Origin of the sequence: Clostridium chromiireducens (assembly GCF_003575225.1) — a bacterium.
GTDB lineage: Bacteria > Bacillota > Clostridia > Clostridiales > Clostridiaceae > Clostridium > Clostridium chromiireducens.
In genome coordinates this window covers 382,731-395,648 of record NZ_QXDJ01000005.1, presented here as the reverse complement: position 1 = coordinate 395,648, position 12,918 = coordinate 382,731, and the positions used below count along the sequence as shown (strand labels likewise).

Here is a 12,918-nt window from a genome sequence, read left to right as displayed (position 1 = left end):
AATGATTTTACTATCAATTGTTATAATATCTCTTATTTAAATTTATTTTTCCATCCATGGTGAAACCTTTCTAATTAAAAATCTCACAAATGAGTCCAATATTATTGCGATAACGCCCATAATTATAACCCCTACATATACGATATCATTTCTAAGATACTTACTCGCATCTAATACCATCCAACCTATTCCTGACACCGCTGCAACCATTTCTGCTGCAACTAAAGTCGCATAAGCAACACCAATCGCTGTTCTAAGACTTGTTAGTATATCAGGTAAGCATGATCTAAAAATAACACTAATAAAAAGATTTACTCCTTTAGCTCCCAATGATTTAGCTCCATTAATTCTATCTATTGGTATTTTTTGAACACTAAATATAACCCCAATAAGTAAAGGTGCAAAAGCATTTAAAAATAGTAGAATAATTTTAGATTCATCCCCAATTCCAAACCAAAGTACAATCAAAGTATAATAAGCCAAAGGTGGAAGTGGACGATAAAATTCAATAAATGGATCTAGAATCGCTCTTACAAATCTTGAACTACCGGCAATAAGTCCTAATGGAACTCCAATTATTACTGCCACTGAAATTGCAATAAACAGTCGCTCCATGCTTACAGCAATATGGGTTAATAGGCTTTCCCCTTTATAACCATGATTAATTAATTCAGTAAAAGCTTGCCACACTTTTTGAGGCGAAGGAAGAAATACTTGATTTATCAATCCTTTATTCGTAGTAATTTGCCACAAGGAAAAAAACACAAGGACCGAAATAAACGAAACACCAATATAAAAGCTTTCACCTTTTTTTCTTCTTACCACTTTCACAGTTGATTTCTGAATATCCATATCAGTTCATTTCACCTCCACAATTGTTCAGACATTTATTTATAATTATCATATATACCCCCCTGTTATCCTTTTAGTATTCCTATCGATATACTATGTTTTAATTTAAATATATATTACTAAATACTCTAATCATTGTCAATAATAAAAATACAATAAAACATATCGAAGAACTAAGAATTTTGTTATTTAAGAACTTTTTGAACGTAAATTTTCTTTTTTTAATATTTAATAACAGATTCTTAAGTTCGTTAATTACACGCTTTTCACAGTTCATATATTGAACGTTCTTATATTATCATCGTTCATTGTTCATTACAATAAGTTCATAGAAAAATTTCACATTTAAATATTTATTTATATAACCATGTATACCCTGGATGTTTAAATGCAAATTAAACACTAAATATTGGAGTTAGAGATTAAATGTTTCTTTATCTGTCTTTTTACAATATATACGTTAATAAAACTAATTTTATTATTGCTCCTATTTTGCTATAATTATAAAGCAATTATTTTACTTATCTAAAAATTTATATTAGGGGGATGCTTAAATGAATGAACAACATTTTGAAAAGTTATTGAATATAAAAACCTCCGGTGAACAAAAAATCTTTAATGAATCGATGCACTACAACAGATATGAACCAACTGATTACTATGCTTTAGAAATATTATCTAAGAAGTACGAATTTACATCTGAGGATGGCATTATAGATTTTGGATGTGGGAAAGGAAGACTAAACTTTTACATAAACCACTTTTTCGATGCTACTGTTACAGGTATAGAAATGAATTCTTTTTTTTATAAAGAAGCTTTAGAGAATCAAAAAAGTTATTTAAAGATGCATAAAAAGAATAAAAATAATATTAATTTCTTAAATTGCTTTGCAGAAGAGTATAAAATCAATCCATTTGATAATAAATTCTACTTCTTCAATCCTTTTTCTATACAAATATTTATAAAAGTAATAAAAAACATTCTAATATCAGTTGAAAAATGTGAAAGAACTGTAGATATTATTTTATATTATCCATCAAATGACTATATATATTTTTTAGAAAATAATACTACTTTTGTTCGTTGGAATGAAATAAAATTACCAATTTCATCCAACAAAGATCCTCGTCAAGTTTTTTTAATATATAGGCTTGATAACAACTTAGTGAATTCTTAAATTTTATGCGAATCTAGAAAAAAATAATAAAGTGTGCTACTAAATTTAAATTAGCCAGCACACTTTTTATTAACATTCATTCATTCTTTTTTTGATAAATAATTCTTTGTATACTTTTGGGCGATAAATAATATCTTTCCGCTAGACTTGTTGTAGATAATCCGGATAAATAACCTTCATATATTCTTTTATTTCTAGCTTGGAGTTCCAATTTACTTTTGGTTAGTTCTCCCCAAGGCTTTTTATTTTCTTCTTTCTTAGGTATATAAATATATTCACCCTCAATGTATTGCTGAATTATTTCTAAGATATCTTCAGGGAAAATATCCCTAGCACTTGCATAGCTCATATATGCTCCTCCTAAATATAATTACTATTTTAGGTTTGAGCAAAGGCTATTCCATAATTAATTATTTACTCCTATGCAATAGCCTCTGCTATGCATAACTAACAGGTCTACTCAAAAAATCAAGCCTCCTTAATTCTATATTCTATTTTTATAATCATTATTTTATATATCTATATTATATATTATACTATTAAAACTTACCATATTTTCCTTTAATGTAATAAATTTTCTTCGATGATTATTAATCTTATTCAATTAAACTTACATTTATTTTTAATAAACTTCAACTTTTATTGCTAAGCAAAAGCTTAATTATTCATTTACAACTAAAATTTTACTCGCAGTAATCTGGTCTCACAATAATTTCCCGATTTAAATTGTGTCTTTAAGGAATTATGATTATAATACCAACATCCAGATATAGCTTTTTTCCTTTTAGATTTAACAATTATTTTTAGTTCTCTCAGTATATTAGTTCCAATTCCAATTCTTCTAAATTCTTCCCTGACAAACATACCAATGCTCTGCAAATCTTCTCTTATTATGCCTTTTTCAATAACTCCAAAACCTACTAATTCATTATCTTTTTCTGCTATATAAATACACTCTTTGCTAATAGATTTATCTATATTCTCAAAAAAGTTCTCACTATATTTTTCTATAATTTCTTTATCAGAATGTACTGCCATTCTTAAGTTTATATTAGTCTGATTATCTTCGTTCATATCTAAATCTCTAGTAAAGTATGCTTGCTTTTCTACTCTGCTAAAATTATCTAAACAAAGACTTAGCATAAACTCATCCCCAGTAGGGACAAAAGCCTCTGATACCTCTTCAAGTTGTTTTACTTTCATAAATATTTCTTGTGCTAGATAACTGTACTTTCTTTCTATATTAAATAAAGTTATCAAACTTTTGTTGTAGATAGCACAATATCCGATTATTTCTTTTCTGCATATTATTTTATAAAAATTAGATTCAATAACATGATCTTCAAAAAACGAATCTATTAAAATATCGTTATCATGATAATATCTACATATACGTTCTTTTATTTCATCAAATTTATATCTTTCAAATACAACCATATTCAAATTCTCCCCTTAATGTTATTAAGCTGTGTGATTTATATAGTAAACAACTATCAATAATATGTGTCTTATAAAAAGAAAACAGGCATAGAAAATACTATACCTGCAATATTAATTAAATAACTTGTACAATAGATTCTATAACATCTATATTCTCCAAGATACTTAATACATGTATTTCCATTCCAGCTTTTACTTTTTTGTTTAATGAATTTTTATCATCCTTAATAAAAATAATTCCTTGTTCATATAATTTTTTTATTTTATTTCGTGAAATTCCGAGTTTATTACTTAATAGTGTATCTACTCTCAATTCCAATTGATAATTACAAATAATTTCAATAACAATTTCATTTTTATTAATATAATAAGCTTCTAATTCCTTTTGAATTATCGTATAATCAACACCTTCAAAAATAACCTCTGCTTTATTTTTATTATACATATTTGAATCAAAAGCATATTGCCTTGCTAATTCCTTATCATTACAAAGAAATTTTTCATATTCATCTTTATCAATATCACAAGGTCTTATTCTTTCATATATTGTCATATTCCAAGTTGATTTGCATTTTCCACACTGATGAATAAGCCAAATATCGATGCAACTTTTATTTGCATTTACTCTAAACTTCTCAGTGTTTATATAGTTTGTTTTTTGATTACATTTGGGACAATTCCTTCTAACTATAGGTAAGTTTTCAGGCATTATTTCCCATTGGTATTTTTTTAAATAGCTCATTTTGCTCCTCCCAAGTCTTATTTTTAGGATTTGCAAAGGCTATTTCATTATATTTTATAATAATGCAATAGCCTCTGCTATGCATTTAAAAAATCTCTTGTCATAAATATTACCTCCAATCTTAGAAATAGATAAAAAGCTGTTTATCTATTTTTATTTTATCAACATTGCATATTACATAAAACCTCATTCTTATTTCATAAATAAAAATGAGGTTTTATGAAAAATAATTATCATAAATGACAATCAAATATTTTTAAAATTTCTTCTGAACTTTTTGCCGCATCTACCTTGTCCACGAAATCATCTTGTTCTATTATTTTCATCAGTTCCTTTAATATATTCATATGGCTTTTCTTATCTGTTACAGACATAGTTATTATTAACTTGACTGGGTCATTTTCAATATTTCCAAAGTTAATTGGATTCTTTAAGGTCATAATGCTGAAACCAATTTTATATGATCCATCCTCCGGCATGGCATGAGGCATTGCTATACCTGGTAAAATAACTATATATGACCCTAATTTTTCAACATTATTTATCATGGCATTAATATATTCATCATTTATACATCCATTATTCTTAAGAATTTGCCCACCTTTTCTTATTGCTTCTTTCCAGTCCTTTACTTCTTCATCCAATCTGATAAAGTTGTGATTTAATATATCACTTAATGTCGACCTGACATTTTTATTACATGTAGTTAAATATGAAGCTATTTCCTTCTCTAGCTTATAATAATCATTTATAGTACAATTTTTATCAACTATTTTTAATATACTTTCAATTACATTTCTTTTTGCTTCAAGGTTTATATTATAAAGTTCATCAGTTTCCCCAAAACTTAAAGCACATTCTTTTTTATCATTATAATCACTTGTTAGCTTTGAATACCTTGAAAAAAACAGACTTAATTCACTTATGTTTTTTTCTGTTAAAAACGGACTTACTAAAATACACTTTATTCCTTTTACTTTTATTGGAATTGTCGTTATTATTAAATCTATATCCTGCCTTTCAATTATCCTTGCAACTTCATGACTTGAGATTGTATCTATTATATTTATGTCGAATATTGATTTAAGCTTCATAGATACAAACTTTGATGTCCCAACTCCTGTAGCACAAACTACTAGCACTCTTGGTTTTGCTTTATTATAATTTTTTATTCTTTCTAATGATGCCATAAAGTGCAATGTTATATATCCAATTTCTTCTCTACTTATTTCTACATTCAAGTCCTTTTTCAAAAATATAAAACTTTCTTCTACATAAGTAAAGATCTCATTATATTTACTTATAATCTCATCGAGCAACGGGTTATTTATGCTTATTCCATGTTTTAACCTATAAATCATTGGTCTTATATGTTGAACCAATCCATCTACAAGTTGTTTGTCTAAATTAAAATCACATTTTGTCCTTTTCTCAACTTCACTTAATAATGTCGCTGCAATTAATTGTATATATATTAAATCATCATTTTTTTCTTCTTTTAACATTACGTTACTTCCAAGAAGATGTATCGTTATATAACCTATTTCACTCTTAGGGATCTTAATATAATATCTATCCTCCAACATTTTTGCCATTGCGGATGCTATAGCAAACTCCGGCATTTTAACCAAACTATCAAGTTCACACTCGTCCATCACAATATCTTTATCAAGCTCAATTCTTTTTATAGCAATTGCAATATGAATTAATAAGTTATTAAAAGAATAATCAGATAGTCTATTTTCCAATTGCTCCTCAGCAATTTTTATTACATTACTTATATACTCTAAATCCATATCACTAAACAGCTTTTTGAAGTTGATACCTATTAGTTCTGCTACATCTGTATTATCAAACATAAGACTTGAAGCTACTTTTCTAATTCTTCTTTCCTCTCCGATGGCTTTTATACCTTTGCTCTTTGCGCTTTCAAGTTCTATTTCATTATTTTTTAATATTTTTTTTACTTCTTTAAGATCACTATTAATAGTTCCTCTGCTAACAAACATATCTTCTGCAAGACTGTTAGCTGTTACATAACTATTTTTCTCAAGCAGTTTATAGATTATATAAATTATCCTTTCATTTTGGGACATGATATAATCATAGCTATTCATTTCTCCCATTAAACTTAATAACTTATTAATCTCTTCTTCCTCAAGTTCTACTGATATACCCTCATTGGGTTTCCTATTTAACTGTTTTAAATTAATTTCCTTTAAATATTCATCTATTCTATCCAAATCGTATCTTATAGTTCTAGAACTTATATTATATTTTATTGCAATATCTTTTATAGTTATGGGAGCACTACTATTTACTATGAGTTTTAGTATATCTGAACATCTACTATTTAGCATATAATACACCTGCTTCAAATAAGATCAACCAAATATTTTTCAGGCCAACTTTGATATTCCTTAACCAGTAAATGAGTTGAAAGTTTAATTTGCTTTCACCTCATTTACTATTTTACTATTATATTAGTGTTAAAAAATATTATGTTATCAATAATATATTCCCATAAAAGCTTAAAACTTTTAATCTAAATTATTAATAGCTTTTGATTTAGTTTTCATAAAGTTAGGTACTATAAGTACGATTAACAATACAATAACAATTCCGATTATACCAAATTTGCCAATTAGTTCTGACGCTTTACCTATTACTATACCTAAAACTCCAAAATCAAAATCACCAAAGGTTGTATTTTGGAATCCTAAAGAACCAAGCACTGGTAAGAGTAATGCTGGTGCAAAAGTTATTAAGAGTCCGTTTACAAAGGATCCTATTACTGCACCTTTACGACCACCAGTTGCATTACCAAATATTCCTGCTGTTGCTCCACAGAAAAAGTGAGGTACAAGACCTGGAATAATTAATACTCCACCGGCTAATCCTAAAAGAATCATTCCTATAACACCACCAACAAATGATGCAACAAAACCTATAACTACAGCTGTAGGTGCATATGTGAAAAATACTGCACAGTCAACTGCTGGTACCGCGTCTGGTATAATTTTTGTTGCAATACCTTGGAATGCTGGAATAAGATCTCCAAGGATCATTCTAACACCGCTATAAACAATTGTTACTCCAACTGCGAATTTAAGTCCAGCCATTAGTGCAAATAGTATAGGTGAAGTGCCATCTGACAATGTTGCCACAAAAGTTGGACCTGCAGCTATTGCTGCAATAAGATAAAATAACATCATTGTTAATGCTGTAGAAATAGTTGTATCTCTTAAAAATCCCCATTGTTCTGTTACCTGAATCTTTTCTGTGCTCTCCTCTGGCTTTCCTACTTTAGATCCAACCCATGCTGAAATATAGTATGCTAAGCTGCCAAAGTGCCCCATAGCAATATCATCACCATCAGTTACTTTTCTAGTAAATCTTTGTCCAATAGCTGGAGATATTGCACTCCATGCTCCAAGTAAGAATCCACCGAATAATATTAACTCTGTTCCTTTCATTCCAGTAGTACCGAGAACTGCTGATAAAAGACATGCCATAAAGAAACTATGATGCCCAGTTAAAAATACATATTTGTATTTAGTAAATCTTGCTATTATTAAATTAATTATAAGTCCTGCTACTAATATTGACATGGTTTCAACACCAAGTACCTTTTGAGCTACTGAAACAATTGCTTCATTATTTGGAACAACACCAGTTATATGAAAACCTTCTTGTATCATTTTGCCAAGTGGATCTAAATTGGATACGATAAAATCCGCTCCAGCTCCTAGCATTAAATATCCAAGTATAGGTTTAAGGGTTCCTGTCATTATTTTATGACCAGGCTTCTTTAGTGCAATAAGGCCAACAAAAGACATAATCCCCATTAGTAAAGCCGGTTGTTTTAATACATCTCTAAAGAACTCAAGAATTGACATAAATTTACCTCCTTATTTATTTAATTCCATATACTTCTTCTTAATAATTTCTAAAACATCTTCTGTTATTTTCTTTTTATTTATATAACTTCTTACTACAGCAACTTCTCTATTTTCAAACTGCTGAGCAAGTTCCTTAACAGTAATTATGAGATCTGCCTTTTTCCCTTGTGCTGAATTAAAATCAGTTGATTCAACATTAGCTTTGATATTATTTTCTCTACATATTTCTTCAATCTTCATTGCTAGCATTAAGCTGCTTCCAATTCCGTTACCACAAACTGTTATTATCTCCATAAACACGCCCTCCTTTTAAAGTAATTTATAATTTTTTCACATTAAATCAAAATTCCTTTGATTTAATATAGTTAAGAATGTCTTTTACCTTAACAGACAATTCCCTAACAACACTTAAAAATTCATCATCCTCAATAAGTGTCATTAATTCAGCCAATGCTTTTAAATGTGAAGTTTTATCAACTGCACATATAAAAATTAATATATCTACAGGATCATACTCATCATTTCCGAATTTTATAGGCTTATTAAGTTTTACAAGTCCCATACCTATTTTCTTAACACCATCTTCAGGCCTAGCATGTGGCATAGCTATTCCCTTTTCAATAACAATGTACTGTCCCATATTTTTTACTGTATTAATCATTGCATCTGTATATCTTGCATCTGTATTTCCATTTTTAACAAATAAACTTCCACAAAATCTTATTGCTTCTTCCCAATCCCTTACTTCAACATTTACCTCAACTGTTTCTTCATTAAACAACTCTTCAATCATAGCCTTGCCACCTTCCTTAATGTTACAAAATAGAAAAACCTAAACTTGATGCATCTTTATAAAAATCTCTTACTGTTTCCAATGAGTATTCATTTAAATCTTTTCCCATATTAAAAAGTTTCTTTAAAACATCATTAGTTACTGTAATTATTTCACAGCCACATTCATCTGCTTCAACAATGCTATATAACTCCCTGCAACTTGCCCATAGCAGCTCTACACCTTTATTTGTCTTACATATCTTACTACTTACCATCATTATTTTCTTTGGATTAGTTCCAGTATCAGCTATTCTTCCTGCAAATACTGATACTATATTCTTGACTTCAGGATTTAATGCATCCACTACCGACTTAACCTGATTAATAGTAAATATTGCGGTAACATTAAGATGATATCCCTTTTCTGATAGCTTTTTAATCAACGGAATCGATGATTCCCCTTTAGTATTCATAATTGGTATTTTTACATAAACGTTTTCAGCAAGTGCAGATAAGATATCAGCTTCTTTTTCCATATTTTCAAATTCATCCGAAAAAACTTCAAAAGATACTGGCAAATCTTTAATTTCTTTGAGCACATTCTTTGCAAATTCTTTATAATCACTAATTCCTGCTTTTTTCATTAGTGATGGATTTGTTGTAAATCCTTTAACTATTCCCCCTTTATAAGCTGCTAGCATTTCATTTATATTTGCTCCATCAGCAAATATTTTAATTTTCAGATCTTCATGATTCATCTCATCCCTCCATCAAACCTCTTAATCTTTTCTTCATACTAATTATATAATTCCAACATTTAACTATAAAGCCCAATCTGTTTCAATTTAATTGTGGCAATTTTGTGATTATCATTATTAAGTAAATCTCTATAAATTTAGTTATGCTCCCCTTATAGACAAGTTATATTCTAAATATAAATAAAATGGCTAACAGAAATCAATCTGCCCGCCATTTTATTTTGAATATTTACGTTCATTACTCTAGTTATTTTTAAATTCTCCTAACATTCCATTTTACAAAGGTAACTACGCCTAAGCTAAAAATAGTAGTTAATATCAATATATTAAAAAGACTAAAATTATAATCTATAAGTTGCCCATAAATTAACTGCCCAGGCGTTATACTTATAGTAGCAATTGCTGTTGAAAAAGCGCTAACCTTCCCTAACATATCTTCTCTTACCTCTTCTTGAATATAAGTTAAAGATATAATATTAGATAAGGCTAAAGAGAACATTATTCCAAGACCTCCAAGAGCATAAAGTCCTAAAGCAATAAATTTATTCTCCATATTTAAATATGTAGCTATACCCATAATAAGTATTGCTATTACCATAGGATACATAGTTTTATGCATTTTTTTCATGCTAAACAATTTAGGTTTAAAGGTTACTAAAAATCCTCCTATTATCATACCTAAAACAAATATTGCTTCTATAAAACCATATATACTTGAAGGCATGTTCATTTTTATATTAATGAAATAAGGCGTCACAACACTTAAAATTGGTACTATAAATATATTATTTAGTGCGTAAGAAAGTATAATTCCTAAGACAATTTTCTTTTTTTCTTTCAAATATAAAAAGCTTTTTTTCATTTCTTTAACTGACTTTAGTAGAGAATTGTCTAACTTTTCTTTTACTTCTAGATCCGGGATCTCTAAAAATAACTCTAAAATAGCGCATATTAAAAAGCTAACTGCATTTAATACTACTACGATTTTCATTCCAACAAAACTATATAGTATTCCCGCTATTATAGGTCCCGCTAAGTTAACTATATATCCAACTTGCTGAACTATTCCATTAGCAGAAGCAAGTTTTTCCCTTTCAACAATTTGTGGAATGGAGGCTGTAACAGCTGGACTATATAAAGTATAAATAGCTGATAAAATAAACATAACACTAGCCACTATTATAGTGTTATCTCTTCCAGTTACTAGTATTATTGAATAGATAGCCATTAGCATGCTGCTTACAAAATCTAGATAAATCATTATTCTTTTCCTGTTTACTGTATCTGCGAGAAGTCCTGCAATAGGTGCGAATAATACATATGGAATAGTTGATATTGCTAATATACTTCCAAAAACTGCCGCGCTTCCTGTTAAATTTAAAATATATAAAGACATGCAAAATCTTTGAATTGCATTTCCAAATAAAGATATTATCTGACCAGTGACTATTATAATAAAGTTTTTATTTTTCATTTTATCCTCTTATAAGTTCGTATTCTACGCAGATTGGATACTCACCATTTTTACTTAATTGCAATTTTACATCTATTCCATAGATTTCTCTTAAATTTTCTTCAGTTATAACATCCCTCGGAACACCCTTACAAATAATTTTTCCTTTTTTTAATCCAATAATATTACTTGCAAATCTGCAGGCATTGTTTAATTCATGAAGTACTATAACAACAGTAATATTCTTTTTTTTATTTAATTTCTCTAATACTTCGAGCACTTCAAGTTGATAAGACATATCTAAGTAAGTTGTTGGTTCATCCAACATGATTATGTCAGTTTCCTGCGCTAAAGTCATTGCAATCCATGCTCTTTGTCTTTGCCCTCCGGATAAATTTTCTATTTCTCTATCAGCAAAATCCTTAAGGCCTGTTTCCTCTATTGCCCAATCTATTATTTCTTTATCATGGCTATTAAGGCCCCCTATCATTTTTTGATGTGGAAATCTTCCATAAGAAACTAATTCTTTAACAGTAATTCCGTTTGGGCAGATTGGTCCTTGGGGCAGGAAGGCAACTTGAGTCGCTATATGCTTTTCTTTTAAATTATTAATATTTTTACCATTTATAAATACTTCGCCATGTTTTGGTTTTATTATTCTTCCTATAGTTTTTAGCAAAGTTGATTTTCCACATCCATTTGCTCCTATAATTATGCTTATTTCTCCTTTTGGGATTGAAAGATTCATATTTTCTATTATCAAGTTATCCTCATAGGCTACTGATAAATTTTTTACACTAATAGCTTCCATCTATTTCTCCTTCATCATTAAGTAAATAAAATATGGTACTCCAAGTATTGAAATTGTAATCCCAACAGGTATTTCAATTGGAGAAAATAAATTTCTTGAAATTGCATCTGCAATTAAAATAATTATTGTACTTATAACTGCAGATATTATTAAAAAGTTTCTATGATAAGGTCCAACTAACTTTTTTGCTATATGAGGTGATATTAATCCTATAAAACTTACATTACCTGCAAAAGCTGTTGCTGTGCCCGCCAAAATTACCGCATAGGTTAAAAACTTTTTTCTCTCCTTATCTAAATTCAGTCCAAGACAAACCGCATGTTCATCTGATAAATTAAGAACATCTAACTTTTTATAATTAATAAGTACTAAGATGAACATCAAAACAACTATTGGAGTTATTATTTTTGCATAGCTCCAGCCTGATCCCCATAGACTTCCTGATATCCAAACAAGAACTCTGTTATAATCACTTACCCCACCTCTAAAAGTAAAGAAAGTAATAAAAGCATTCAATCCAGCATTTATTCCAAGTCCTATAAGTAATAATCTCCTAGGTCTGATTCTATTTCTACCTGATAAGAAGTAAATTACAGCAGCCGATATACCTGCACCTATAATAGCCATAAAAGGCAATACATAAATAGAAAGATTTCCAAGTTCGCTATAATAATCAGTAGTTTTTAAGGAAATAAAGATTACTGCCGCTACTGCAGCTCCTGCATTAATACCAATTATTCCGGAATCGGCCAATTCATTTTTTGTTATTGTCTGAAGTAGTGCTCCAGCTGTAGATAATGCAATGCCTACAGAAATTCCAACTAGTAATCTAGGAACTCTAATATTTAGAAGTGCTGATTTTTGAAGTTTTGTTCCTTCTCCGAGTATTGTCTTTATAATATCTAAGGGTGATATCTTAAAACTCCCCCAGCTTAAATATAAAATTAAAGATAATAACAACAGACCTATCAATATTAATGATACTATTTTAAAGTTTCTTTTTTTCAT

Annotated in this window: 13 protein-coding genes; 1 reads left to right on the top strand and 12 read right to left on the bottom strand. The window is 28.9% G+C overall.

Annotation, left to right across the window (positions count from 1 at the left end; all coding sequences use genetic code 11):
- Positions 1 to 42: 42 nt before the first annotated feature.
- The gene (locus tag D2A34_RS20410; RefSeq protein WP_079440419.1) at positions 43 to 852 is read right to left on the bottom strand and encodes an ABC transporter permease; all 810 of its coding nucleotides are present in this window, start codon (positions 850 to 852) and stop codon (positions 43 to 45) included.
- Positions 853 to 1,406: 554 nt separating this feature from the next.
- Here D2A34_RS20410 and D2A34_RS20405 point away from each other — a divergent pair.
- A complete protein-coding gene (locus tag D2A34_RS20405; protein ID WP_079440418.1) occupies positions 1,407 to 2,030 on the top strand; it encodes a class I SAM-dependent methyltransferase in 624 nt (207 codons plus the stop codon).
- A 76-nt stretch (positions 2,031 to 2,106) separates the two neighbouring features.
- Here D2A34_RS20405 and D2A34_RS20400 read toward each other — a convergent pair whose 3' ends face one another.
- From D2A34_RS20400 to D2A34_RS20350, 11 genes are all read right to left on the bottom strand, one after another.
- A complete protein-coding gene (locus tag D2A34_RS20400; RefSeq protein ID WP_079440417.1) occupies positions 2,107 to 2,379 on the bottom strand; it encodes a CD3324 family protein in 273 nt (90 codons plus the stop codon).
- 326 nt (positions 2,380 to 2,705) lie between these two features.
- The gene (locus D2A34_RS20395; protein WP_079440416.1) at positions 2,706 to 3,467 is read right to left on the bottom strand and encodes a GNAT family N-acetyltransferase; all 762 of its coding nucleotides are present in this window, start codon (positions 3,465 to 3,467) and stop codon (positions 2,706 to 2,708) included.
- A gap of 118 nt (positions 3,468 to 3,585) precedes the next feature.
- Positions 3,586 to 4,212: a DUF1062 domain-containing protein gene (locus D2A34_RS20390; protein ID WP_079440415.1), complete on the bottom strand. Its 627-nt coding sequence runs from the start codon at positions 4,210 to 4,212 to the stop codon at positions 3,586 to 3,588.
- A 233-nt stretch (positions 4,213 to 4,445) separates the two neighbouring features.
- Positions 4,446 to 6,572 carry a BglG family transcription antiterminator gene (locus D2A34_RS20385; RefSeq protein ID WP_079440414.1) on the bottom strand — a complete coding sequence of 709 codons (2,127 nt, stop codon included), beginning with the start codon at positions 6,570 to 6,572 and terminating at the stop codon, positions 4,446 to 4,448.
- 180 nt (positions 6,573 to 6,752) lie between these two features.
- A complete protein-coding gene (locus D2A34_RS20380; RefSeq protein ID WP_079440413.1) occupies positions 6,753 to 8,111 on the bottom strand; it encodes a PTS ascorbate transporter subunit IIC in 1,359 nt (452 codons plus the stop codon).
- Between the two features lie 12 nt (positions 8,112 to 8,123).
- The gene (locus tag D2A34_RS20375) at positions 8,124 to 8,408 is read right to left on the bottom strand and encodes a PTS sugar transporter subunit IIB (protein WP_079440412.1); all 285 of its coding nucleotides are present in this window, start codon (positions 8,406 to 8,408) and stop codon (positions 8,124 to 8,126) included.
- Positions 8,409 to 8,454: 46 nt separating this feature from the next.
- A complete protein-coding gene (locus tag D2A34_RS20370) occupies positions 8,455 to 8,907 on the bottom strand; it encodes a PTS sugar transporter subunit IIA (protein WP_079440411.1) in 453 nt (150 codons plus the stop codon).
- A 22-nt stretch (positions 8,908 to 8,929) separates the two neighbouring features.
- Positions 8,930 to 9,646 (bottom strand): transaldolase, encoded by a 717-nt coding sequence (locus D2A34_RS20365; protein ID WP_079440410.1) that lies wholly within the window; start codon positions 9,644 to 9,646, stop codon positions 8,930 to 8,932.
- Between the two features lie 253 nt (positions 9,647 to 9,899).
- On the bottom strand, positions 9,900 to 11,120 hold the full coding sequence (locus D2A34_RS20360; protein WP_079440409.1) for an MFS transporter: 1,221 nt from the start codon (positions 11,118 to 11,120) through the stop codon (positions 9,900 to 9,902).
- Position 11,121: 1 nt separating this feature from the next.
- Positions 11,122 to 11,910 (bottom strand): ABC transporter ATP-binding protein, encoded by a 789-nt coding sequence (locus D2A34_RS20355; protein ID WP_079440408.1) that lies wholly within the window; start codon positions 11,908 to 11,910, stop codon positions 11,122 to 11,124.
- Positions 11,911 to 12,918, bottom strand: coding sequence for a FecCD family ABC transporter permease (locus D2A34_RS20350; RefSeq protein WP_079440407.1), 1,008 nt, complete (start codon positions 12,916 to 12,918; stop codon positions 11,911 to 11,913).

Bases quoted from the DNA above. Each gene is read 5' to 3' on its own strand.
- D2A34_RS20410 (WP_079440419.1), bottom strand. From the start codon at position 852: ATGGATATTCAGAAATCAACTGTGAAAGTGGTAAGAAGAAAAAAAGGT.
- D2A34_RS20405 (WP_079440418.1), top strand. From the start codon at position 1,407: ATGAATGAACAACATTTTGAAAAGTTATTGAATATAAAAACCTCCGGT.
- D2A34_RS20400 (WP_079440417.1), bottom strand. From the start codon at position 2,379: ATGAGCTATGCAAGTGCTAGGGATATTTTCCCTGAAGATATCTTAGAA.
- D2A34_RS20395 (WP_079440416.1), bottom strand. From the start codon at position 3,467: ATGGTTGTATTTGAAAGATATAAATTTGATGAAATAAAAGAACGTATA.
- D2A34_RS20390 (WP_079440415.1), bottom strand. From the start codon at position 4,212: ATGAGCTATTTAAAAAAATACCAATGGGAAATAATGCCTGAAAACTTA.
- D2A34_RS20385 (WP_079440414.1), bottom strand. From the start codon at position 6,572: ATGCTAAATAGTAGATGTTCAGATATACTAAAACTCATAGTAAATAGT.
- D2A34_RS20380 (WP_079440413.1), bottom strand. From the start codon at position 8,111: ATGTCAATTCTTGAGTTCTTTAGAGATGTATTAAAACAACCGGCTTTA.
- D2A34_RS20375 (WP_079440412.1), bottom strand. From the start codon at position 8,408: ATGGAGATAATAACAGTTTGTGGTAACGGAATTGGAAGCAGCTTAATG.
- D2A34_RS20370 (WP_079440411.1), bottom strand. From the start codon at position 8,907: ATGATTGAAGAGTTGTTTAATGAAGAAACAGTTGAGGTAAATGTTGAA.
- D2A34_RS20365 (WP_079440410.1), bottom strand. From the start codon at position 9,646: ATGAATCATGAAGATCTGAAAATTAAAATATTTGCTGATGGAGCAAAT.
- D2A34_RS20360 (WP_079440409.1), bottom strand. From the start codon at position 11,120: ATGAAAAATAAAAACTTTATTATAATAGTCACTGGTCAGATAATATCT.
- D2A34_RS20355 (WP_079440408.1), bottom strand. From the start codon at position 11,910: ATGGAAGCTATTAGTGTAAAAAATTTATCAGTAGCCTATGAGGATAAC.
- D2A34_RS20350 (WP_079440407.1), bottom strand. From the start codon at position 12,918: ATGAAAAAAAGAAACTTTAAAATAGTATCATTAATATTGATAGGTCTG.